The sequence below is a fragment of the Nocardia sp. NPDC006982 genome, from assembly GCF_042869435.1.
Taxonomy (GTDB): domain Bacteria; phylum Actinomycetota; class Actinomycetes; order Mycobacteriales; family Mycobacteriaceae; genus Nocardia.
On sequence record NZ_JBIAFV010000006.1, the window covers coordinates 596,682 to 617,795 of the forward strand.

A 21,114-nucleotide genomic window follows, 5' to 3' on the forward strand; every position below is an offset into this window, starting at 1 on the left:
TAGGCACGGGTCAATCGCGGGGGCGCAGACCGTAGGTCAGCTGGGTAATCGTTTCGGTCAGTGCCACGTCCACGTTCTCCGCGTCGACGAACCCGGACCCTACAAAGGTGGCCAACCCCTGCATCGCGGCAATGGCGGCGATACCGATCCGCATCGGATCGCCCGCAACGACCTCGCCACCTGCCTGCCCCTCGGCAATCAAGGCGATCGGCACGGTGAATGCCCGCCCGACCGCAGCAAGCATTTCCTCGCCCGAGGTCGGACTGTGCTTGCGCGCGAACATCAGCGCGAGCAGCGCCGGATTGTCGATCGCGAACTCCAGGTAGGCGCGCGCGACGGCATGCAGCCGGTCGGAGAACGATCCGGTCGGGTCGACCTCGCCGTACACCGCGGCGAGCCGGTCGAACCCGACCAGCGCGAGCGCGTCGAGCAGCGCCTGCTTATCCCGGAAGTGCCTGCTCGGCGCGGCATGGCTGACGCCGAGGTCGCGGGCCAGCTGACGCAGTGACAGCCCGTCGACACCGGACTCGCGCAATGTGGCCTCGGCGCCCTGGAGCAGCTCGGCGCGCAGGTCACCGTGGTGATAGGAGCGGGAGCGGACAAAACTCATGGTTGCTGCAGGATATCGGATACCGCGGCATTGTTGGCATTGACTACTTTGTTGTCACTGCCTACATTGGGCGCTATGACGAACCACAAGTGGACTTCCGCAGATCTGCCCCGATTCGACGGCCGCACCGTCGTCGTCACCGGCGCCAATAGTGGGATCGGCCTGGTGACGGCCCGTGAACTGGCCCGCGTCGGCGCCCACGTCGTGCTCGCGGTGCGCGATATCGCGCGCGGCGAGGAAGCGGCGAAGAGCATGTCGGGTCGCACCGAGGTGCGCGAGCTCGACCTCGCCGATCTGGCCTCCATTCGCCGCTTCGCCATGGACTGGTCCGGCGATATCGATGTGCTGGTGAACAATGCGGGCATCATGCTGGTCCCCGCCGGACGCACGAAAGATGGTTTCGAGCGCCAATTCGGTACCAACCACCTCGGCCATTTCGCACTGACGAATCTGCTACTGCCCCAAATCACCGATCGCGTGGTGACCGTCTCCTCGCAGGCGCATCGCCGCGGCAGTATCGACCTCGACGACCTCAACTGGGAAACCCGGCCCTACAACTCCGCCGCCGCCTACGGGCAGTCCAAACTCGCCAACCTGCTGTTCACCCTCGAACTACAGCGGCGCTTCACCGAATCCGGATCCCGGCTCGCGCTGAGCGCCCATCCCGGTTGGGCCGCAACGAATCTGCAGGGCCACTCCGGCAACCGGATCCTGCACGAGGTTATGCAGGTGGGCAATAAACTGCTCGCCCAGGATGCGAGTTTCGGTGCGCTGCCCACGCTGTTCGCCGCCAGCCAGGAGTTGCCGCCGGGAAGCTACGTCGGCCCGGACAGCTGGTTCGAATTCCGCGGTCACCCGAAGATCGTCGGCCGCAGCACAGCCGCCGCGAATGCCGACCTCGCCACCGCATTGTGGACCAAATCCGAAGAACTGACCGACGTGCGTTTTCCAGCCAACGCGTAATCAGTCGAGCATCGGGAACCTGCCCGAATTCAGTAGCCCGGCGATCGCGTCCATTTTCGCCTGCGGCGCAGCGTAATCCGGATGCAGCCGGATTACCGCCGCGGCGTCGTGCAGTCGGATCATCTGCTGTTCGGCCTCGGTGACGCTGCGGCCGCTCGCACTGACCGCATGTCGGGCGAATACCGGCCGCTTCGGATCGACGCGCCCCAGCGCCAATGCCTTGTCCGCCCGACGGGAGCAGCGACAGAAGGCCTCGGGATTTGCCACCCCGCAGGTCGCATTCAGGAATGTGCCGATGCGTTTCTTGGCTCGTTCCAACCGCTTTCGGAAGGCGGGTGCGGTGATACCCAGAATCCAGGCCGCATCGGCGGAACCGAGTTCGAAAACGTCGCCGAGTACAAAGGCGACCCGCTCGTCGCGGGCCAGGCACTGCAGCATGGCCTGACTGCAGTTCAACCGCACCTCATGGGAGAGCAACTCGGCCTCGGGGCCGCGATAGTCATCCGCGGCGAGCCCATCCGCCAAATCGTCGCGGTAGGCGTCGAGGCTGAGCTGCGCCGCCTCCTGGGGCGTCTGGCGCTTGAGGTTCAGCAGATAGTTGACGCCGATCCGATACGCCCAGGTCAGCAGCTTGGCCTCACCCCGCCACGTCGCGAGATTGCCGACCACGCGCAGCAGGATTTCCTGCGTCGCATCCTCGGCCTCGGCGGGCCGCCACACCATCCGCAGCGCCAGCCGGTACAGCGGATCCTGTAGCCGCCGCACCACATCCGAGATGGCTGCCGCGTCACCGGCAATCGCCCGATCGACCAGTTCCCGCTCCCGAGCGATGTCTTCGGTGTTTTCTGCCGTGGGCGGGTCGGGGTGCGATAGCTCGGGTTCCACCGCACAATCCTTCGGCGGTATCCGGCATTACGCAAGTCCTATGTGCGCCGCGCGGGTGACTCGCACCCGCGCGGCGCACGCGGCTCATGCACTCGCGGTCGCCGTCGTCAACGAGTGGGCGCGCAACCACGTCGCGACCGCGGTCCCGATGGCATCGGGCTGATCCTCCGGAGCGTGATGTCCCGCCTCCCCGACCGACACGACCTCGGCACTGGCGAACGTCTCGGCAGCCCAGCCGGTCACCTCCGGCGAACCGAGTCCGACGCCATTGTCGAGCGCCATGATGAGCTTCGGCACCTCCGGCGAGTCCGCCGCCCACCGGTCGTAGTTCTCCACCAGCGCGACCACATCGGCGGGTTCGCCCTCCAGCGGAAATTCCCGCGTCCAGGCCAGTATCGGCTTGCGCGATTCCGGCGTCGGGAAGGGTGCGCGATACACATCGTGATCTTCCTGCTTCAGATCGACAATGCCCTTCGGCAGGTTGAACTCGATGAACGTATTCTCCACCAGCACCATTCGCTCCCCCTCGGCCGTCCGGAATTTCCGGAACAGTTCGGCGCCGAGCGGCGGGAGTTCCTCCCAGCGCATCGGCCGCAGGAACGTCTCGATCAGTGCGATGCCCCGGATGCGCTCGGGATGCCGTGCCGCCCAATGCATACCGAGCGCGCCACCCCAGTCGTGGCCGACGATGACGACCTGGTCCAGGCCCAGTGCGTCGAACCAGGCATCCAGATAGCGGGCGTGATCGGCGAGGCGGTAGGCACTCTCCGGCTTCCCGGACGCACCCATTCCGATCAGATCCGGTGCGAGCACCCGGGTTTGATCGGCGACGTGCGGGATCACATTGCGCCACAGGTGCGATGAGGTCGGGTTGCCGTGCAGGAACACCACCGGTACCGAACCGGTACCGAGGTCGGTGTAGTTGATGAAGGAGTCGAGAACGTCGACGGTGGCCATGATGTGGGTCCTTCCTGGATCCGGATTTTGTGCCTGCACCCGGTTTCGACACACGTTTCGGCCACGCTGTGACCGCCACCGAATGTGACGCTCGTCACCAGCCCGTAAGACGCCCGCACGGCCGATCTCAGCGCAACCGCAGGTAAACCTAACTTCCGTATGTGAGCCGTACATGTTTCAACCGGCCGATGCGCCATTCAGGAGATTCTCAGACTTAAGTAAAGCGATTGCAAAGGAATCTGGATTGATCTACTGTCTCTCTACGTAAGAACAATGAAGTTCACACAGACCGTCACGAAGAGTTATCCGCAGTACGACACGGCACGACGAGACTTCCCTCATCAGCCTCGTGGCGCCGCGAGAACGGATCATCCGGCCTGGACACCCGGCCCGTTCATTCGGCCGCGCACGAGCTCATTCGTGACACGACCACCCCTGGAACGGCGCCGGCACGCCGAGTCAGGGGTGGTTCCACGTCTACCGTCGAGGCCCCTTGCCACACCGTGCGTTCCTCGACTAGCTGTGCCGAACGTCATACGCGACAATCACATACGGGACGAGCGGCCGCAGGTAGCTTGACGCCCGACAAATTCATCGGTGCGAGGCTAGGAAGTTCGATCTTTGTGAAGTGGTTGTCGTCCCGCACCGCGCGTCGCGTACTCGCTGTTTGTGCACCCGTCGTATTGGCTGTCGTTGTCGCCGTTGGCTATTCATTCATCGATCAGTGGACCGGTAAGACCGGCAATGGATCCGGGCCGGCGAATGTCACGACGGCGTCCGGCAAGGACATCAACGAACTGCTCGGCCAGCTCGTCGATGCGCCCGAAGAGGCGATGGAAGGCTACAGCCGGGAGAAGTTCCCGCATTGGGACACCAATAAGACCGAGCACGGCTTCGGCCCCGATTTCGCGCAGTACAGCAAGTGCACCAGCCGTGACGTGATGATGCTCAGGGACGCGACGGGATCGGTCAAACTCGACCCGAAGACCTGTGAGCTCACGGTTGGTAAGGGTGGTGGCTGGCAGGACCAGTACGGCGTCATGGATTCGAAGACCGGAAAACTCAAGCCGTACAAGTTCATTACCGACCCGGCCGGTGTCGACGCCGAACACATCGTGCCGCTGGCCGAGGCCTGGCGTTCGGGTGCGAATAAGCGCGATGAAGATACCCGCCGCCGGATCGCCAACGACTCCGTCAATCTGATCGCCTCCGATCCTTCGGCCAACAGGTCCAAGGGTGATCAGGACGCCGCGAACTATCTGCCGCCGGGAAAATTCCGGTGTGGCTATCTCGAGCACTACGTCAAGATCAAAGTAAAATATGCGCTGAACGTTGATCCCGCCGAACACACCGCACTGCGCAACGCAGTCGCCGACTGCGTCAGTCGAGGAGAGTTCAAATAAGCGACATCATCGAGATTTCCGCCAAGGCGGCCGTCATGACCGAAGAGGAAGGGACGGTCTCCGGCGAGCTCGATGTGACCGTCGATGCGACGGGTAAAGGTCTGGTTCGCTATCGCAAGACCGAGACCTGGTACACCATCGGCAATCTCGAGGCGGAGCCGCCGCGCACCTGGACCACCGTCGCCGAGCTGGCGGCCGCCATCGAAGCCACCGCCGGAACCCGCGACGCGGCCGGTAATACCGTGCCCTTCGAGGCCTGATCCGAGCTACGGCATGGTGATGACGACCTTGCCGAACGGATTGTCCTCGCGGAAGTAGCGGTACGCCTGCACCGCCTGGTCGAGCGGAAATGTTCGATCGATGACCGGACGCATGCGGTGTGCGGTGATGCTGCGGTTCATCGCCTCGAAATCGTCCCGGCTGCCGACCGCGATCCGGCGGATCGCGAGATACGGTCCGACGAACGGATTCTCGAATGCCTCGCCTTCCGGCAGCTGCGTGGCGCCGATCATGGTGATCATCGCGTTGTAGCCCGCGGAGCGCACCGATTTCGACAGGGTGGGCAGTCCGACGGCCTCCACCACATGTTCGACGCCGTGGCCGTCGGTGAGTTCGAGCACCTTCTCGTCCCAGTCGGGCGTCGCGTTGCGGTCGATGGTCTCGTCCGCGCCGAGCTTGCGCAGCCGCTCGGCCTTATCCGGGCCGGAGGTGATCGAAATGACCCGTGCGCCGAGCATTTTCGCGTGCTGCACGGCGAACAACGCGACGGTACCGCTGCCGACAGTCAGTACCGTCTGGTCCGCAGACACCGGTACCGGTGTGGTCAGCGCGGCCCACGCGACGACTCCCGCGCAGGTCAGCGTGGCCGCCTCGACATCGGTGAGATGTTCGGGGACATGCACCACGGAATCCTCTTCGATCACCGCATAGGTGGCGAGCATCCCGTCGAAGTTGGCGCCGTACTGTTCGGCGACCTGCGCCAGCCGCTGCGGGCCGTTGATGAAGCGCACGAAGTACGACGCGGTCACCCGGTCGCCGAGGGCGGCGCGAGTCACGTTGTCGCCCACCGCGATGACCTCACCGACACCATCGGACAGCGGGATGATGCCCGGGGTGGCGGGCAGCGGGTAGACGCCGTCCATCAGCATGAGGTCCCGCCGGTTCAGCGAGGCCGCACGCACCCTGATGACCACCTGATTCGGTCCCGGCTGCGGCAGTTCCTGGTCTCGGACGGTCAAACCGGCGAGGCCCTGTAGTGGATCGAGGTGATAGGCGATGGCTTTCATGATCTGCTTCCTGTGGTGGGCACGAACAGCGCCTCGAAGGGCGCTTCTCCGATACCGGTGGTGATGTGGCCGTGGCCGTCGGTGTCCTCGACATGGACCAGGTCGCCGGGCCCGAATCTGCGCTGAGCACCGTCACTCGTCGTCACTTCGATCACGCCGCGCAGCATCACGACCCACTGCTGTGCCGGAGCGGGATGCGGTTCGCTGTCGAATTGCGCACTGCGCAAGTAGGTTACGGTTGCCGCAGTCGACATTCCGGCGACGACCATCGCAGGTACGCCTGCGGCGACGGTTCGTCCCGTCAATGCGAGTTCCGCATCGACGAATCGGGAGCCGCCGTCCGCAGTGCGCACGATCCGGCTGAACCGCAAAGTCGCGCCGTCGGTCACCGCACGCCTTCGATGAATTGGTGGTCGAAGGTGATACGACCGTCGGAGTCGAGACCGATCACCTCGTAACCGCCGCCCGCGACGGAGCCGTCGGCACGCGAAATCATCGACCAGGGCAGGCCGATCAGACCGGCGGGCAGCCGAGTGGCCACGCCCACCTCGAAGGTGTACTCGCCGGGTGCCACGAACATCTCGTAAGCGCGGGACACCCTGGCTTGCATCGCGTCGTGGCCGCGCACCTCCAGGGCGGGGACGGCGAAATTCAGGTTCACCGCCGCCTCGCGGATCTCCACCGGCGGGTCGACCAGGGTCTGCGCACCGGTGGGCGCCCAGATCTCCTCGATCATCTTGCGGCGGATCGCCGGATCGGATTCGTTCCACTGGGCCATGTAGCGCTCTGCGAAGTGGGCCAGGTTGTTGTCATCTCGGTTGCTCATGGCACCGAGTTTTGCGAGCGCGGCGCTGCGGCGCGATTCCCTCCAGGGAATGAAGCCGATGCGGGTTCGGTGATTCCCTCCAGGGAATGGCGCGGACACCGCGGGTCGGATATCACTGAACTCATGACGACAGTGATGGAGCCGAATCCATTCGCTCAGCAGTTGCGGCACTGGCGCACGCAGCGACATGTGAGTCAGCTCGATCTGGCCATTCGCGCGGACACCAGCCAGCGCTATCTGAGCTTCCTGGAGCAGGGCCGCTCACGTCCGGGACGCACCATGGTGGTGCGGCTGGCCGAATCGCTGGAGTTGTCGCTGCGCGAGCGCAATGCACTGCTGCTCGCCGCTGGTTATGCCCCGATCTTTCCCGAATCCGACCTGGACACACCGGAATTGGGTCCGGTGCGGGTCGCATTGGAACGCATTCTCGAGGGGCACATGCCCTATCCCGCGGTCGTCACTCGCCCATACGGCGAACTGGTCGCCGCCAATGCCGCCTTCGATATCCTCACCGAGGGTTGCGCGGCGGAACTGATCACCCCGCCGATCAACGTCCTGCGCCTCGCCCTGCACCCCGACGGCCTGGCACGACGCGTGCTGAATCTGCCCGAATGGGGCCGACACGTCACCGAAAGTCTGCGCGGCAAGGCGCTGCGCAGCCCCGACCCCCACCTCGACGACTTCATCGCCGAACTCGAAAGCTACCTCCCCGCCGCCACCCCCGGCCCCGACCATCTCGGCTTCGCCGTCCCCCTACGCCTGACCAGCCCCGACGGCGAACTCCGCCTCATCACCACCATCACCAGCTTCGCCACCGCGGTAGACATAACCCTCTCCGAACTCCACCTGGAAGCCTTCCTCCCCGCCGACGACCGAACCGCCGAATTCCTCCGCCGTCGCTCCGAACAGCGCCGAGCACACGCCAACTAGCGTTCGTCGCGATGTGAACTCAGCGACGGAGGCGACGACGCAGCGGCGACCTCGGCCCACAACCAGTGCCCGCGAGCGTCGATGCCCGGCGACTCGCACCGCCCGCAGACGGGACCGATGCGCGGGCTGGTCGCGATGCGTCGGCGGCGGCGCGAAGTCTGCGCACGTACCTCAGCGGCGATCCACCAACTGCAGGCGGTGACTCGCAAACCGTCTGCGAACCTGTCCAACGGACTGACGGGTCGCAGTGGTGCGAAACCCACATATCTACCTCGGCGGCGGCAGTTCACCAAGTGCGTCCGGCGACTCGTAAACCGGTCGCGGACCGGCCCGCCGCGTCAACATGTCGCCGTGTTGGCAGCGACGGGTACCGACGTCCGCGTCGGCGCGGGTTCACCAGGTACGGGCGGCGGCTCGTAGGTGGGTGTGGACCAGGTCTATGTGGGGGCGGGAGGCGGTGCCGGGGCGGCGGACCAGGAAGCCGGTGTTGATGGGCGGGTCGTCGGGTTCGAGTAGGGGGACCAGGGTGCCTGCGGCTAGTTCGTGTGCGCAGAGGTAGCGCGGGAGGACGCTGATGCCCGCGCCTGCGGCGACGGTTGCGGTGATGGCGCGCAGGTCGGCGACGACTACTGCGGCTTCGGCGGCGAGGCGGACGCCGAAAACATGTCGCCAGTAGCGGCGGAGGATGGGGAGGTCGGCCGAGTAGCTGACCAGGGGTAGACCGGTGAGGGCGGCGGGTCCGTCGGTGCGCAGCCGCGCGGTATCGATGCGGGCGGCCAGTCGCGGGGCGGCGACCAGGACGAATTCCTCGTCGGCGAGCGGTTCGGCGACCAAGGCGCGGCCGCGCGGGCGCACCGTCGACACGATGAGGTCGTAGTGCCCGGCGCGGAGTCCGGCCAGCAGTTCCTCGGAAAGCCCCGCGGTGACGGTCAGTCGCACACCGCGCTCGATCAACGGCGCGAGGGCCGGAAGTGCCTGCACCGCAAGCAATTCGGCGGGCCCGGCCAACCGCACCGGCGGCTGCGGCACTGGTTCGGCCGGCACGGCGCGCGCCGTAACCCCGTCGAGCGCATCCAACGGCCCGGCGACCCGCGCCGCCAGCTCCACGGCAGCGGTGGTCGAGGCCACCCCGCGCGGCAAGCGCTCGAACAGCCGATACCCCAGCCGCTTCTCCAGCGCCTGCAACTGCGTCGTCACCGTCGGCTGCGAAAGCCCCACCAACCGCGCCCCCGCCGTAATGGATCCGGCACGATGCACCGCCAGGAACGTCCGCAGCTGATTCAGATCGAGACTGCCATCGGAATCCCTATCGCCCACCCGACAAGTCTATTTCTCTCCCAATACGCGCTCAGCCGATCGCCGATCCCATGCCCCTGCGCCTATCGCTCGAATCCCCGCCATGACCTCTGGGCCATTCGATTCGCAGCCAGGCGTGACGAGTGCGCGTTGCGCTGACTGCCCCAGCCATGTCCCGTTGGCCCGATCCGCTAGTACTCCGTCCAGATGGGTTGCCGCGCTATCCGATCCGGTTCGCTCGCCGAGCGCAGTCGAAACGCGGCACAACGCGTCCTGCGGCACCGCCATTTGACTGCGCTCGACGGATCGTGACTACCTCAGAAGCCAGCTGGACGCGGCGTTAGCTGCCGCGTGAGCGCAATCGTCGGCGCGACTACACGAACTTCCGGCCTCCAGACGATCCGCTGCTCGCATGCACCAACGACCACACCCGCAATACCGATCGCGTTCCTTACTGGCATCAACGCGGCTGCACAGCGGCAAGGACCTCCGGTCCACGGGCGGACAACCGCTCTTCGGCGAGACGTGCACCGACCACTGCTCCGATGATCCCGATCGCGATCCCGACCGGCAGGGCCAACCACAGCACGGCGGTCAGGTCGAGGGCCAGGCCGATGATCAGCACGATCAGGACCGGGATCACCGCGACAAGTTGGCCCAGGCTGGTGGCGATTTGCACCAAAGCCTTTGCGCAGCCTGGATTTCCGGAGGATGCGAAGGGGTTTCCGGTGCGCGGCGGTAGCGGGTAGGGCGCGGTTACCGACAGGAATACGGCCGAACCCGCGCCGACGCCGAGCACAGCGAACAGCATCGACAGCGTCCACGGGTACATTGACCAGCGGCCGAGCGCACCCGGCAAAACCACGGCCAGCAGCACGGACGGCAGGCCGATCACCAGCAGCAGGGCCAGCAGCCGCCCCCGCACATCAGCGCGCACCGCGCCGGGCGTCACCAACGTCTGCCAGAGCGCAGTTCCGTCGTAGCCGTAGAGATTGTTGGCGGCCAGGCCCGCGAACCACGCGGCACTCACACCCGCGAACACCGCACCGCCCGAGCCGTTGCCCTGTATTGCCGGAAAGACTGGCAGCAGAGCCCCCACCAGCAGCACGGGCAATAGCGCCGCCCGGCGTCGACTGTCGCGAGACCACGTCCGCAACTCCTTGATCACCACCGCACCCACCGGCCCGGACGTCCGCACCCGGCCGAGCAGCATCCCACGCCCGCCAGTGCCGGATACCGAATCCAGCGGCGCGGTCAGCCGCCGCCGCAACAGCACCGACCATGCCTGCCACAGCACCGCCGTCAAGGCCAGTAATCCGACCAGCGCGCCCAACGCCACCAGCCAATCGCCGCGCGCAGCTGCCCCCACCGCAACGGGTGCCCACCCGGATGGCAAGGCGCGCAACACATTCGCCAACCACGGTGCCGATTCCCGCACCGCATCCACATGATTCAGCAGGAAACTCATCGGGTAGTAGGCCAACCCGGCAAGACCGGCGAGCAGCACCCCGAGATCGCGCCCCCTCCGCGAACGCATCGCAGCACCGATCCACGCCAGCACCACCCGCGAGAGCACCACCACGAATATCAACTGCAGCACCACACCGACCAGCGCCACCGCGGCCGCACCCCAACTCAGTTGCGCCGCAAGCACAATCAGTCCGGAGAAAGCGAGCAGATTGATTACCGGCGCGGGCCCGACGAAGGCCGCCGCCAATAACCCGGTAGCCAACTGCCGATGGCTCAGCGGCAACAGCCGCAGATGTTCGGGCTGCACGGTCTCATCGCTGCTGCCCATCAATACCGGACCGCACAGCCAGCCGAGCGTCCATATCCCGAACCATGCGGCGGCCACCGTGATACCACCGGCCACATCACCGTCCCGGACCGCGAATGCGATGAGACCCGCTGTGCCGAGCGCGAATACGAGACCGATGATCACACCGCTGACGAACGTGACACCCTGCCAGCCATTGCCCAGCGCACGCTTGGTCAGCAACAACCGCATCCGAATCAGGACGCCAACCACGACAGCCCGTCCTCCCCGCCGACCCGGCCGCCGACCAGATGTACGAACGCTGTCTCCAAGGTGCTGCCTCCGCGCACCTCGTCGAGCGTGCCGGCGGCCACCACCCGCCCGGCGGTGATCACCGCGACCCGATCGCACAGATTCTCCACCAGCGCCATCACATGACTCGACAGCACCACCGCGCCGCCCGCCGCGACGAATCGCTGCAGAATGGTGCGAATCGTGCTCGCCGATACCGGATCCACGGCCTCGAACGGTTCGTCGAGCACCAGCAGTTTCGGCGCGTGCAGCAGCGCCGTCGCCAAGCCGATCTTCTTGCGCATGCCCGCGGAATAGTCGACGACGAGAGTCCGTTCGGCACCGGTCAATTCGAAAACTCCGAGCAATTCCTCGGCACGTTCGGCCACCGTATTCGCGGGCAGTCCGCGCAGTAAACCGGTGTAGGTCAGCAGTTCTCGGCCCGTCAGGCGCTCCGGTAGCGCAAGTCCATCCGGCAATACGCCCGCCAAAGTCTTCGCCGCGATCGGATCGGCCCACACATCGACGCCGAAGATCCGCGCCTGTCCGGCGTCCGGCCGCAACAGTCCGCAGGCCATCGACAAGGTGGTCGTCTTGCCCGCACCGTTCGGGCCGACCAGCCCGAAGAACGAGCCCGGCGGCACCGTGAGGCCGACATCGTCGACCACCCACGGACCGCCGAATCGCTTATAAAGCCCAGTCAGCTGCAGCGCAGGATCGGTATGCACGATCTATCCCCCCTGGTGTTCGGTTCCCATCTCCTACGTTACGGACGAACCAGCCATCGGGTTCGAAATAATGCTGCCTGCCCCTGAAGAGGCAGGCAGCACCAGCCCTACGCCTGCACAGTCGCCAGCTCCTGCTGCACCGGCCCATCCCAATCGATCCGATACCGCTGCTCGACCCCCATGGTCTTCTCCGGGTTCATCCCTTTGATCAGCAGCGGCATCAGCATGGACATCATCCGGCGCGCCACCGGCCCCGGCGTCTTGCTGTGGTTGATCTTGCGCGCCCGCGCCGCGACACCCTCCACCCGCGGCCGCCGCACGCCCTCGTAGGCGGCGAAGGCCGAGGTGTGATCCGGCAGGTCCCGCAGACACCGTGCCAGCTGCACCGCACTCTCGATGGCCAGCGAGGCCCCCTGCCCCGAGCTGTTGGACGGCGCATGCACCGAATCCCCGACCAACACCATGCGCCCCCGATACCAGGTCGGCACCGGCGGCATAATGTGCAGTGCCCCAGTCGTTTCCAGGTTATCCGCCGTGGTCCTGCGGGCGAATTCACCGCCCGGGGTGTCCGCGGCGTAGGTCTCCCGCAGGATGGCCAACCAGTGCTCGGCCGGAATGGCGCGCGCCTCGGTCAGCGACAGGTACTCCTTGTGCGGCAGATTCGCACCCCACATGACCTTATTGCCGTCGACGGCTCCGTAGAGGTAGTACGCCTTCTTCCCGAATGCGAAAACCATTGTCTCCGGCGGAATTTCGAAATCACCGTCGAGCATCGCGCCGAATCCGATCATCCCGGTGTACTCCGGTCCCGGATTATCCGGGTCGATGAGACCGCGCACCGTGGATCGAATACCGTCCGCGCCGATCAGCACATCGGCGGTTGCGCGGCTGCCATCGGCGAAATGCGCGGTGACACCGTCGGCGTCCTCCTCGACGCGCACGAGTCGCTTGTTGTACTCGAAAGGAACGCCGGCGGCGACCGCATGATCGTGCAGCGTCCGGTGCAATTCATTGCGGTCGACCATCTTCAACGACGGAACGTTCGGCATTTCCGGCATCCGCAGCACTTTGCCGCCGACCGACAGCTGGGTATGCGATATCGGACTAGCTATCTCACGAACGAGGTCGCCGGCACCGACAATATCGAGGGCGGCAACACCATTCGGCGCCAATGCCAGCCCGCTGCCGATGCCGTAGGTAGGACCCGGATAGGCCTCGTAGACGCGAGCGGCGATGCCCGCCTTGTGCAATGCGGTGGCCGTGACGGGTCCGGCGATACCACCGCCGATAACGATGGCCGTTTCTGTTTTGGACATGGGTGTACTCCAGTTATGTGCGATACGGGTTCTTCGAAAGCCCGAACCGACCGCCCCACCGCACACCCAGTTATCCTGTGGTTGCCAGCCTTGTAGCCGGGTGCGCGCATGCGGACGCGGTTCGAGACGGTTACATCGGGCTCGGCGGCGGTGTTGCCGCACCCCGCCGGGCCCGGTCTCTATTCCGTCATCCCCCTTTCCACCATCTCCGTGACCTCGGCGGGCGTCATGCCGACGGCATGCATATGCCGCCACAGATCGACGCCCGGGAAAGCGCCGGCGGCGATCTCGTCACGCAGCGACGCGGCCCAAGCCACCTCGGCCTCGAGCATCGCCACACCGTATTCGGCTTCGACGACGAACAGCCTGGGCAGATTGGCAGCCGCGAGTTGATCGAGTTCTCGGCGCGCAGCCTCGATGATGCGACCCAGCGCGTCGATGCGGCGGCCGAGCAACTCGACGACTTCATCCGGCGGCAGTGCCGCCACGACGGAGAGTCCGGCCGTGAACCGGTGGTGTTCCGGCGCCGGCTCGGCAATCAATTCCCTTGTCCAGTCCGCTATTTCGGCGCGACCGGCATCGGTTATCGCATAGATCGTGCGTTCCGGCCGAGCACCGTCGCGCTCATTGCCGACGACCTCGAGAAAGCCCGCCTTCTCCATGTTCTGCACGACGGTGTAGAGCGAGCCCCATTTGATGTCCATATCGCGGTCCTTGCCGCGCTCACGCATCTGCGAGGCGATTTCGTAGCGGTGCATCGGCCGTTCGATGACGGTCGCGAGCACCGCCAGCGCCAGCAGATTGTTCACCTTGCGCTTCGTGGCCATGGACACCTCCTTACTCGTATACGAATATACGTCTACGAGTATTCGGGCACAAGTACTAAGCGCGGACAGACTCGCGCTCTCTGTCGGTCCAGATCGCGTGTCGCTCTTCCGCCCTAACTTACTCCAGAGTAAGGTCGGCTCATGGCATGGAACCCGAAAGATATGCCCGACCAGAGTGGGCGCACCTTTATCGTCACCGGAGCCAACGGCGGCCTGGGCGTCGAGACCACCACAGTGCTGGCCGGCAAGGGCGGCACCGTGATCATGGCCTGCCGCAATGTCGCGAAAGCGCAGCCGATCGCCGACCGGATCGACGGCGACGTCCGGGTCGAGCAATTGGATCTGGCGGATCTGGCATCGGTGCGCGAATTCGCCGACAAGACCGGCGAATTCGATGTGCTCATCAATAATGCCGGTCTGATGAACATTCCGTTCTCCCGCACCAAGGACGGGTTCGAGACCCAGTTCGGCGTCAACCACCTCGGACATTTCGCGCTGACCGGACTGCTGCTCGATCGCCTCCGGGACCGGGTGGTGAGCCTGGCGAGCATCGCGCACAAGCAGACCCCGAAGCTGTGGATCGACGATCTCAACTACGAGAACCGCCGCTACCAGCGCAATCTCGCCTACGCGCAGTCCAAGCTGGCCAACCTGATGTTCGCCCGCGAACTGCAGCGACGGCTGACCGAAGCGGGCTCCGACAAGCGCTCCTACGCAGTGCACCCGGGCGTCTCGGCGACCGATCTGTTCGCCAGGACCGAAACCCCGCTGGACCGGATCAGCAAACCCTTCATCCGCATCATCGGCCATCCCCCGGCCAAGGCCGCCCACTCCACGCTGTTCGCGGCCACCATGCCCGATGCCGACCCAACTACCTACTGGGGTCCGAACCGGTTGTTCCAGAGCCAGGGCCCGGTCGAGCCCTCGCCGTCGAGCAAGCTGTCGAACAATCCGGAACTGCTGCGCCGCCTGTGGGAGGAATCCGAGCGCATGACCGGGATCACCTACAAGTTCTGAGGCCCCACCTGCTCCTACGTACCGTGTAGTAGACGGGTACCGTGGTATGGGTGTCCGCTCCACCTCGCCGCTCGGCACACAATCGCCCGGCCCTCATCGTGCTGGTGATCGTGGCCGCCCTCGCCTGCCTGGCATTGGGATGGTGGCAGTGGGAGCGGTTCGAATCCGCGAGCGGCACTGGTCAGAATCTCGGCTACGCATTGCAGTGGCCACTGTTCGCCGGGTTCGCGGTCTTCGCGTACTTCCGGTTCGTGCGGCTGGAATCCGAAGCGGATAAGGAGCCGGAAGCCGAACCGGCTCCCGCGAAGGCGCGCCGACCCGCGAAAGTCGATGCGCCACGCGAGATTCCGGCCGGACTGCTACCCGAGCGGCCCAAGGCTGCCCGCGACGATGATCCGGTGCTCGCCGAATACAACAAGTATCTGGCCGAGCTGCACGCGCAAGATATCGACCAACACGTCCGGGATGCGGGCCTGACCCACGACACACACAGGAGCGCCGGTTGACCACCAGCGAGAACTCGACCGAATCCGCCGCGACGCTCACCCCTGAGCCCACGGCCACGAACGTCGCGAAGATCAAGCCCGCGCTGCTGCGCTACCGCGTGCTCGCCTGGACGACGGGTCTGTGGCTGCTGCTGCTCACCGGCGAAATGATCGCCAAGTACGGCTTCGACGTGCACACCCCGAACTGGATCGCGGTCGTGCACGGCTGGGTCTACTTCGTCTACCTGCTGGTCACCGCCGACCTCGCGGTCAAGGTACGCTGGCCGATCCCACGCACCGCCGGCACCCTGATCGCAGGCACCATCCCGCTGCTGTCCTTCTTCGTAGAACACGTCAACGCGAACAAGGTCAAGCAAGACTTCAACCTCTGACCGGATCACTCCGAATGCCGCACCCTCAGCGGGGTGCGCACCCGTAGTCAGGGCTACACCCGTCGTCCGGATCCGCACCCGCTGTGGGCAGCTCCTTCGCCGGGATCCGCACCCGCTGTGGGGCCGCACCCGCGGCCCGCACGCGTCGTCGGGATCCGCACCCATTGCCGGAGAACGGCACCAGTTGCGCGGCGCGCATCCGTCGCCGGGATCCGCATCCGTTGCGGACCCCGAGCGTGCGGCTGATTCAGGACTCGGCGAGGGCCGCGAGCGCAGGGAGAAGTTGGGTGAGCGCACGTCCGCGGTGAGATACGGAGTCCTTCTCGGCGGGGGTCAGCTGAGCAGCGGTGATATCGCCGCCCGCCGGAATGAACAGCGGATCGTAGCCGAAACCACCGTCACCCACCGGTTTCCGGCCGATCGCACCGGGCCATTCACCGCGCACCACGATCTCGGTGCCGCCGGGCACCACCAGCGCGCAGGTGGACACGAACTGTGCACCGCGCCGCTCTTCCGGTACGTCACCGAGTTGCGCGAGCAGCAGCGCGTTATTGGCCGCATCATCGCCGTGCCCCCCGGACCAGCGCGCGGACAGCACACCGGGCATCCCGTTCAGCGCGTCCACCGCGATCCCGGAATCGTCTGCGACACAAGGCAATCCGGTGGCGGCGGCACCATCGCGCGCCTTCGCCAGCGCATTCTCCTCGAAGGTCGCGCCGGTCTCGGGCGCCTCGTCGTAGGCGGGCACGTCACCGAGCCCGACGATCTCGATGCCCGCGATACCCGCATCGGCGAGGATCCGACGCAGTTCGTTCAACTTCTTGGCATTGCGACTGGCGACCAGGACGCGGCGCGACATCACTTCTTCTTCGACTCGGCAGGCTGGGGCAGCACACCCGGATACGGCAGTGCGAGCGCCTCTTTCTGGATGGCGAACAGCCGGTCGCATCCCGCGAGCGCGGAGTCGAGCAGCTTGTCCAGGGTGGAGCGCGGGAAGGTCGCGCCCTCACCGGTGCCCTGGATCTCCACCAGGGTGCCGGTATCGGTGGCGACCACATTCATATCGACCTCGGCGCGCGAATCCTCTTCGTACGGCAGGTCCAACCGCACCCGGCCGTCGACGACGCCGACGCTCACCGCGGCGATCGCACACGAGATCGGCTGCGGGTCGGCCAATCCGCCCGCCGCGCCGAGGTAGGTCACCGCATCCGAGAGCGCGACATACGCGCCGGTGATGGCCGCGGTCCGCGTGCCACCGTCGGCCTGCAGCACATCGCAATCGATGGCGATGGTGTTCTCGCCGATGGCCGCCAGGTCGATGCATGCGCGCAGCGACCGGCCGACCAACCGGCTGATCTCCTGGGTGCGCCCGCCGACCTTGCCCTTCACCGACTCCCGCCCGCTGCGGGTATGTGTGGCCGCGGGCAGCATCGCGTATTCGGCGGTAAGCCAGCCGAGCCCGGAATCGCGACGCCACGGGGGCACGCCCTCGGTGACGCTCGCGGTGCACATCACCCGGGTCTGCCCGAACTCCACCAGCACCGAACCGGCTGGATGCGTAGTGAAGCCACGGGTGATCCGTACCTCGCGGAGCTCATCGTCCGCCCTGCCATCGGCTCGTCTCGACACGCGCCAAGCCTAGTCACATGGCCTACCGCGCGCGGCAACCGGTCAGATGTCGAAGGTTTCGCCCGGTGCGACGGCGTGTACCGGTCCGGAGAACTGCGCCTTCGCCTCCGCGATCACGTCCTCGCGGGAGGTCCACGGCGGAATGTGGGTGAGCAGCAGCTCTTTCACGCCCGCACGGGCGGCGATAATGCCCGCCTCGGTGCCGGAGAGATGAATGCCGGGGGGCCGGTTGGCCGGATCGTGTGTCCACGACGCCTCCGACATGAGCAGGTCGGCGCCCTGCGCGAGTTCGAGTACCGCATCGCACATCGCGGTATCGCCGGTGTAGACGAAGGTCCGCCCGGACGCGGTCGCGATGCGCAGTCCGTACGACTCCGGCGGGTGATACATCCGACGTGCGAGCACCGTATGGCCAGGGCCGAATTCGACCGCCTCGCCCTCGACCCAAGTCTGATGGTCGATGACGTCGGACCAGTCGTCGCATTCACCGCCGATTTCGGCGGAGGCATTGCCGATGCGCACCCCGCTATCGGACGGACCGCGCACGATGGCCTGCCCCACCGGAGGTGTCGGGTGGTAGCGCCGCCAGACCAGCAGTCCGGGCAGATCGAGGCAGTGATCGGCATGCAGATGCGTGAGGAAGATATCGACCTCGCCGGGATCGGCATAGCGCTGCAATGCGCCGAGCACGCCGGGTCCGAAATCGATGACCACCGGCGACATATCCGGCCCGGTCAGTAGGTACCCCGACGCTGGGGAGTCCGGGCCGGACACACTGCCCGAGCACCCGAGGACGGTAAGGCGCATTCCCCCATGCTCCCACGACGAATTCTCACTCAAGAACCGATCCCCCACATTCCGCTGCGTGCCGCGCGAGTACCTCGGCTACGTATTGACTCCGGCTCGATCCCCGCGACGGTGTCGACGTTCATCACCAGAGAGTACCCAGCCGGCAAGCACTCCACCCATTGCCCCGAAAAGATGCCCCTGCCAAGAGATTCCGGGTTGTCCGGGCAGCACACCCCACAGCACCGACCCGTAAATCGCCAGTACAACCAGGCCGATGCCGATCTGCACCAGGTTGCGGGCAAACCAGCCGCGAGAGATAAGGAAGGTCAGCCAGCCGAAGATCAGCGACGACGCGCCGAGATGCACCGATCCGGTGGCGCCGGTGAGCCAGACGCCGACTCCGGCCACGATCCAGATGATCGCGGTGGCGGCGAGTCCGCGCCCGATGCCCGCGAGCAGGGTGATAAAGCCGAGGACGATAACCGGAAGCGTATTGGCGAACAGGTGATCCCAGCCGTGGTGCAGGACCGGGGCCCAGAGAATGCCCCACAGGCCGTCCGCCTCGCGCGGTTCGATGCCGTTGTAGTCGAGTTGGTTGTGGTCGAGCTCGTCGACTCCTTCGACGCCGTAGAGCAGGGCAACGAATGCGGTGATGATGACGCCCGCGCGCAGCCAGAGCTGTTTGAGACTGTTCGGTTGGGCAGGCGTACCGGAAGGCACGCGCGGCTGCCCGAGTTGGGCGCGTAGTGCGGCGATCCGTTCCGGATCGAACGATGAACCGATTCCCGAACCGCCGGTCATCGCAACCTCCTCGTTGAGCGAGGCCCGGACGCCGGGATATGCGACAAGGAACTCGCTCTTTCGAGAGTACCGGGGCGTATCGCGACCAATCGGCCAGAGATACAGCGCGCGCTTTCCGCGCGGAAAGCGCACGCTCAGGCCGGATCGCTCGAATTCAGGCCCAGAGCTGCCCGTCGAGGCGTTCCTCGGCCTCTTCGAGAGTCCCGTCGTACGCGCCGGTGGACAGGTACTTCCACCCGCCGTCGGCAACCACGAAGGCGATATCCGCCCGCGTGCCCGCACGCACGCATTTGCGCGCGACACCGAGCGCCGCATGCAGAATCGCGCCGGTGGAAATGCCCGCGAAAATGCCCTCTTCCAACACCAACTCGCGCGTGCGCTTCACCGCATCGAAGGGACCGACGGAAAAACGAGTGGTCAGCACCGACTCGTCATAGAGCTCCGGAATGAAGCCTTCATCGATATTGCGCAGTCCGTATACGAGTTCGCCGTAGCGGGGTTCGGCCGCGACGATTTCGATGCCGGGCACCTTTTCGCGGAGGAAGCGACCGGTCCCCATGAGCGTGCCGGTTGTCCCGAGACCCGCGACGAAATGCGTGATCTCGGGCAGGTCGGCGAGGATCTCCGGGCCGGTGGTCTCGTAGTGCGCCAAGGCATTGGCCGGATTGCCGTACTGGTACAGCATCACCCAGTCCGGATTCTCCGCCGCGATCTGCTTGGCCAGCGCGACCGCCTGATTCGAACCGCCCGCGGCTGGGGAATCAATGATCTCCGCACCGAACATGGTCAACAGCTGACGGCGTTCGACCGAGGTGTTCTCCGGCATCACGCAGACCAGCCGGTAGCCCTTGAGCTTGGCCGCCATGGCCAGCGAAATGCCGGTATTTCCGCTGGTCGGCTCCAGGATCGTGCAGCCGGGCGTCAGCAGGCCGTCGGCCTCGGCCTGTTCGATCATCCGCAGGGCAGGCCGGTCCTTGATGGAACCGGTCGGGTTGCGGTCCTCGAGCTTGGCCCACAGCCGCACCGGGTGGTCACCGTCCCACTGCGGGGACAGGTTGCGCAGCCCGACGAGCGGGGTGTTGCCGAGGGTCGCGATCAGCGATTCGTAGCGCGCCACGGGGTCGATCAGCCTCCGGCGACGGCGGGCAGGATGGTGACGCTGGCACCCTCAGGCACCTCCGCCTCGAGGCCGCCGGCGAAGCGCACATCCTCGTCGTCGACGTAGATGTTGACGTAGCGGTTCAGCTTGCCGTCCTTGAGCAGCCGCTCCGCGAGGCCCGGATGGTTGGCGTCGAGGTTGTCGATCAGCGCGGACAGGGTCGAGCCCTGCGCGTCGACGCGCTTCTCGCCTCCGGTAAGGCCACGCATGATGGTCGGGATGGACACGGTTACCGGCATTGGAACTCCTCGAATTCGACGAACATAGGGGTACTAAACGGTCTCGTATGCATCGACGATCCGGACCGGCTCCTCGGTGACCTCACCGTCCACGATCCGGTAGCTGCGCAGCTCGTGCTGCTCGGGATCGCGGGTGGAGATCAACACGTAATGCGCGAACGGCTCGGACGCATAGGAGATATCGGTGCGGCTCGGATAGGCCTCGGTGGCGGTATGCGAGTGGTAGATCACCACCGGGGTCTCGTCGGCATCGTCCATCGCCCGCCACACCTTCAGCTGTTCACCGGAATCGAACCGGTAGAAGGTCGGCGAGCGCTCGGCATTGACCATGGCGATGAATCGCTCCGGCCGATCCGAACCCTCCGGACCGGCGATGACGCCGCAGGCCTCGTCCGGGTGATCGGCGCGCGCGTGCGCCACCATCGCCTCCACCAGGTCGGTCCTGATCACCAGCACGAGTTCAAACCCTTCCGCATTCGGCATATCCGCTGCCGACATATCGCACCCGACAACGACCCAGAATATTCGG

General features: G+C 65.8%; 25 protein-coding genes. 7 read left to right on the top strand and 18 right to left on the bottom strand.

The features are described 5' to 3' along the window. Positions 1 to 10: 10 nt before the first annotated feature. The gene (locus ACFYOW_RS26765) at positions 11 to 610 is read right to left on the bottom strand and encodes a TetR/AcrR family transcriptional regulator (RefSeq protein ID WP_387292318.1); all 600 of its coding nucleotides are present in this window, start codon (positions 608 to 610) and stop codon (positions 11 to 13) included. A gap of 75 nt (positions 611 to 685) precedes the next feature. On the opposite strand from ACFYOW_RS26765, the gene ACFYOW_RS26770 reads away from it, so the two are divergent. After that, entirely contained in the window at positions 686 to 1,573 is an 888-nt protein-coding gene (locus tag ACFYOW_RS26770; protein ID WP_387292320.1) for an oxidoreductase, read from the top strand. Here ACFYOW_RS26770 and ACFYOW_RS26775 read toward each other — a convergent pair whose 3' ends face one another. Next, the gene (locus ACFYOW_RS26775) at positions 1,574 to 2,458 is read right to left on the bottom strand and encodes an RNA polymerase sigma factor (RefSeq protein WP_387292322.1); all 885 of its coding nucleotides are present in this window, start codon (positions 2,456 to 2,458) and stop codon (positions 1,574 to 1,576) included. Positions 2,459 to 2,542: 84 nt separating this feature from the next. After that, positions 2,543 to 3,415: a haloalkane dehalogenase gene (locus tag ACFYOW_RS26780; RefSeq protein ID WP_387292324.1), complete on the bottom strand. Its 873-nt coding sequence runs from the start codon at positions 3,413 to 3,415 to the stop codon at positions 2,543 to 2,545. Between the two features lie 623 nt (positions 3,416 to 4,038). Between ACFYOW_RS26780 and ACFYOW_RS26785 the strand changes: the two genes are divergently transcribed. Both ACFYOW_RS26785 and ACFYOW_RS26790 read left to right on the top strand, forming a co-directional pair. Next, the gene (locus tag ACFYOW_RS26785) at positions 4,039 to 4,818 is read left to right on the top strand and encodes an HNH endonuclease family protein (protein ID WP_387292326.1); all 780 of its coding nucleotides are present in this window, start codon (positions 4,039 to 4,041) and stop codon (positions 4,816 to 4,818) included. Between the two features lie 35 nt (positions 4,819 to 4,853). Continuing rightward, positions 4,854 to 5,078, top strand: a complete 225-nt coding sequence (locus ACFYOW_RS26790; protein WP_083897694.1) for a hypothetical protein — start codon at positions 4,854 to 4,856, stop codon at positions 5,076 to 5,078. A 6-nt stretch (positions 5,079 to 5,084) separates the two neighbouring features. Here ACFYOW_RS26790 and ACFYOW_RS26795 read toward each other — a convergent pair whose 3' ends face one another. Genes ACFYOW_RS26795 through ACFYOW_RS26805 form a run of 3 tightly spaced genes read right to left on the bottom strand, consistent with a single transcriptional unit; the run spans position 5,085 to position 6,930 of the window. Then, entirely contained in the window at positions 5,085 to 6,104 is a 1,020-nt protein-coding gene (locus tag ACFYOW_RS26795; RefSeq protein WP_387292328.1) for an NAD(P)-dependent alcohol dehydrogenase, read from the bottom strand. Then, positions 6,101 to 6,493, bottom strand: coding sequence for a cupin domain-containing protein (locus ACFYOW_RS26800; RefSeq protein WP_387292330.1), 393 nt, complete (start codon positions 6,491 to 6,493; stop codon positions 6,101 to 6,103). The genes ACFYOW_RS26795 and ACFYOW_RS26800 overlap by 4 nt, the downstream gene beginning before the upstream one ends. Then, positions 6,490 to 6,930, bottom strand: a complete 441-nt coding sequence (locus tag ACFYOW_RS26805; RefSeq protein ID WP_387292332.1) for a hypothetical protein — start codon at positions 6,928 to 6,930, stop codon at positions 6,490 to 6,492. The genes ACFYOW_RS26800 and ACFYOW_RS26805 overlap by 4 nt, the downstream gene beginning before the upstream one ends. 123 nt (positions 6,931 to 7,053) lie before the next feature. On the opposite strand from ACFYOW_RS26805, the gene ACFYOW_RS26810 reads away from it, so the two are divergent. Then, on the top strand, positions 7,054 to 7,860 hold the full coding sequence (locus ACFYOW_RS26810) for a helix-turn-helix domain-containing protein (RefSeq protein ID WP_387292334.1): 807 nt from the start codon (positions 7,054 to 7,056) through the stop codon (positions 7,858 to 7,860). Positions 7,861 to 8,253: 393 nt separating this feature from the next. Here the strand turns inward: ACFYOW_RS26810 and ACFYOW_RS26815 are convergent, their stop codons facing one another. The 5 genes from ACFYOW_RS26815 to ACFYOW_RS26835 all read right to left on the bottom strand — a co-directional run bounded on the left by ACFYOW_RS26815 (position 8,254) and on the right by ACFYOW_RS26835 (position 14,074). Then, positions 8,254 to 9,177, bottom strand: a complete 924-nt coding sequence (locus tag ACFYOW_RS26815; RefSeq protein WP_387292336.1) for a LysR family transcriptional regulator — start codon at positions 9,175 to 9,177, stop codon at positions 8,254 to 8,256. Positions 9,178 to 9,616: 439 nt separating this feature from the next. Next, entirely contained in the window at positions 9,617 to 11,185 is a 1,569-nt protein-coding gene (locus ACFYOW_RS26820) for a hypothetical protein (protein ID WP_387292338.1), read from the bottom strand. Next, positions 11,170 to 11,931 (bottom strand): ABC transporter ATP-binding protein, encoded by a 762-nt coding sequence (locus ACFYOW_RS26825; RefSeq protein ID WP_387292340.1) that lies wholly within the window; start codon positions 11,929 to 11,931, stop codon positions 11,170 to 11,172. Before ACFYOW_RS26825 ends, ACFYOW_RS26820 begins: the two co-directional genes overlap by 16 nt. A gap of 107 nt (positions 11,932 to 12,038) precedes the next feature. Continuing rightward, a complete protein-coding gene (locus ACFYOW_RS26830) occupies positions 12,039 to 13,247 on the bottom strand; it encodes an FAD-dependent oxidoreductase (RefSeq protein ID WP_387292342.1) in 1,209 nt (402 codons plus the stop codon). A gap of 179 nt (positions 13,248 to 13,426) precedes the next feature. Beyond that, the gene (locus tag ACFYOW_RS26835; RefSeq protein ID WP_387292344.1) at positions 13,427 to 14,074 is read right to left on the bottom strand and encodes a PadR family transcriptional regulator; all 648 of its coding nucleotides are present in this window, start codon (positions 14,072 to 14,074) and stop codon (positions 13,427 to 13,429) included. Positions 14,075 to 14,215: 141 nt separating this feature from the next. On the opposite strand from ACFYOW_RS26835, the gene ACFYOW_RS26840 reads away from it, so the two are divergent. The 3 genes from ACFYOW_RS26840 to ACFYOW_RS26850 all read left to right on the top strand — a co-directional run bounded on the left by ACFYOW_RS26840 (position 14,216) and on the right by ACFYOW_RS26850 (position 15,968). Then, a complete protein-coding gene (locus tag ACFYOW_RS26840; protein WP_387292346.1) occupies positions 14,216 to 15,091 on the top strand; it encodes an oxidoreductase in 876 nt (291 codons plus the stop codon). Between the two features lie 50 nt (positions 15,092 to 15,141). Then, positions 15,142 to 15,597 carry a transcriptional regulator gene (locus ACFYOW_RS26845; RefSeq protein ID WP_387292348.1) on the top strand — a complete coding sequence of 152 codons (456 nt, stop codon included), beginning with the start codon at positions 15,142 to 15,144 and terminating at the stop codon, positions 15,595 to 15,597. A 71-nt stretch (positions 15,598 to 15,668) separates the two neighbouring features. After that, positions 15,669 to 15,968: a DUF3817 domain-containing protein gene (locus tag ACFYOW_RS26850; RefSeq protein ID WP_387292427.1), complete on the top strand. Its 300-nt coding sequence runs from the start codon at positions 15,669 to 15,671 to the stop codon at positions 15,966 to 15,968. 247 nt (positions 15,969 to 16,215) lie between these two features. Here ACFYOW_RS26850 and rdgB read toward each other — a convergent pair whose 3' ends face one another. From rdgB to ACFYOW_RS26885, 7 genes are all read right to left on the bottom strand, one after another. Next, entirely contained in the window at positions 16,216 to 16,827 is a 612-nt protein-coding gene (rdgB, locus tag ACFYOW_RS26855; RefSeq protein WP_387292350.1) for an RdgB/HAM1 family non-canonical purine NTP pyrophosphatase, read from the bottom strand. After that, on the bottom strand, positions 16,827 to 17,597 hold the full coding sequence (rph, locus tag ACFYOW_RS26860) for a ribonuclease PH (protein WP_040687192.1): 771 nt from the start codon (positions 17,595 to 17,597) through the stop codon (positions 16,827 to 16,829). Before rph ends, rdgB begins: the two co-directional genes overlap by 1 nt. A gap of 42 nt (positions 17,598 to 17,639) precedes the next feature. Continuing rightward, positions 17,640 to 18,404, bottom strand: a complete 765-nt coding sequence (locus tag ACFYOW_RS26865; protein ID WP_387292352.1) for a cyclic nucleotide-degrading phosphodiesterase — start codon at positions 18,402 to 18,404, stop codon at positions 17,640 to 17,642. A 78-nt stretch (positions 18,405 to 18,482) separates the two neighbouring features. Further along, positions 18,483 to 19,187, bottom strand: coding sequence for a rhomboid family intramembrane serine protease (locus ACFYOW_RS26870; RefSeq protein WP_387292354.1), 705 nt, complete (start codon positions 19,185 to 19,187; stop codon positions 18,483 to 18,485). Between the two features lie 154 nt (positions 19,188 to 19,341). Beyond that, entirely contained in the window at positions 19,342 to 20,304 is a 963-nt protein-coding gene (locus tag ACFYOW_RS26875) for a cysteine synthase (RefSeq protein WP_364486048.1), read from the bottom strand. Between the two features lie 8 nt (positions 20,305 to 20,312). Next, positions 20,313 to 20,585, bottom strand: a complete 273-nt coding sequence (locus ACFYOW_RS26880; RefSeq protein ID WP_387292356.1) for a MoaD/ThiS family protein — start codon at positions 20,583 to 20,585, stop codon at positions 20,313 to 20,315. 33 nt (positions 20,586 to 20,618) lie between these two features. Beyond that, entirely contained in the window at positions 20,619 to 21,041 is a 423-nt protein-coding gene (locus ACFYOW_RS26885) for a Mov34/MPN/PAD-1 family protein (RefSeq protein ID WP_040687189.1), read from the bottom strand. Positions 21,042 to 21,114 lie beyond the last annotated feature (73 nt).

Bases quoted from the DNA above. Each gene is read 5' to 3' on its own strand.
- ACFYOW_RS26865 (WP_387292352.1), bottom strand. From the start codon at position 18,404: ATGCGCCTTACCGTCCTCGGGTGCTCGGGCAGTGTGTCCGGCCCGGAC.
- ACFYOW_RS26880 (WP_387292356.1), bottom strand. From the start codon at position 20,585: ATGCCGGTAACCGTGTCCATCCCGACCATCATGCGTGGCCTTACCGGA.
- ACFYOW_RS26840 (WP_387292346.1), top strand. From the start codon at position 14,216: ATGGCATGGAACCCGAAAGATATGCCCGACCAGAGTGGGCGCACCTTT.
- ACFYOW_RS26770 (WP_387292320.1), top strand. From the start codon at position 686: ATGACGAACCACAAGTGGACTTCCGCAGATCTGCCCCGATTCGACGGC.
- ACFYOW_RS26870 (WP_387292354.1), bottom strand. From the start codon at position 19,187: ATGACCGGCGGTTCGGGAATCGGTTCATCGTTCGATCCGGAACGGATC.
- ACFYOW_RS26810 (WP_387292334.1), top strand. From the start codon at position 7,054: ATGACGACAGTGATGGAGCCGAATCCATTCGCTCAGCAGTTGCGGCAC.
- ACFYOW_RS26795 (WP_387292328.1), bottom strand. From the start codon at position 6,104: ATGAAAGCCATCGCCTATCACCTCGATCCACTACAGGGCCTCGCCGGT.
- ACFYOW_RS26830 (WP_387292342.1), bottom strand. From the start codon at position 13,247: ATGTCCAAAACAGAAACGGCCATCGTTATCGGCGGTGGTATCGCCGGA.
- ACFYOW_RS26765 (WP_387292318.1), bottom strand. From the start codon at position 610: ATGAGTTTTGTCCGCTCCCGCTCCTATCACCACGGTGACCTGCGCGCC.
- ACFYOW_RS26805 (WP_387292332.1), bottom strand. From the start codon at position 6,930: ATGAGCAACCGAGATGACAACAACCTGGCCCACTTCGCAGAGCGCTAC.
- rdgB (WP_387292350.1), bottom strand. From the start codon at position 16,827: ATGTCGCGCCGCGTCCTGGTCGCCAGTCGCAATGCCAAGAAGTTGAAC.
- ACFYOW_RS26790 (WP_083897694.1), top strand. From the start codon at position 4,854: ATGACCGAAGAGGAAGGGACGGTCTCCGGCGAGCTCGATGTGACCGTC.
- ACFYOW_RS26780 (WP_387292324.1), bottom strand. From the start codon at position 3,415: ATGGCCACCGTCGACGTTCTCGACTCCTTCATCAACTACACCGACCTC.
- ACFYOW_RS26835 (WP_387292344.1), bottom strand. From the start codon at position 14,074: ATGGCCACGAAGCGCAAGGTGAACAATCTGCTGGCGCTGGCGGTGCTC.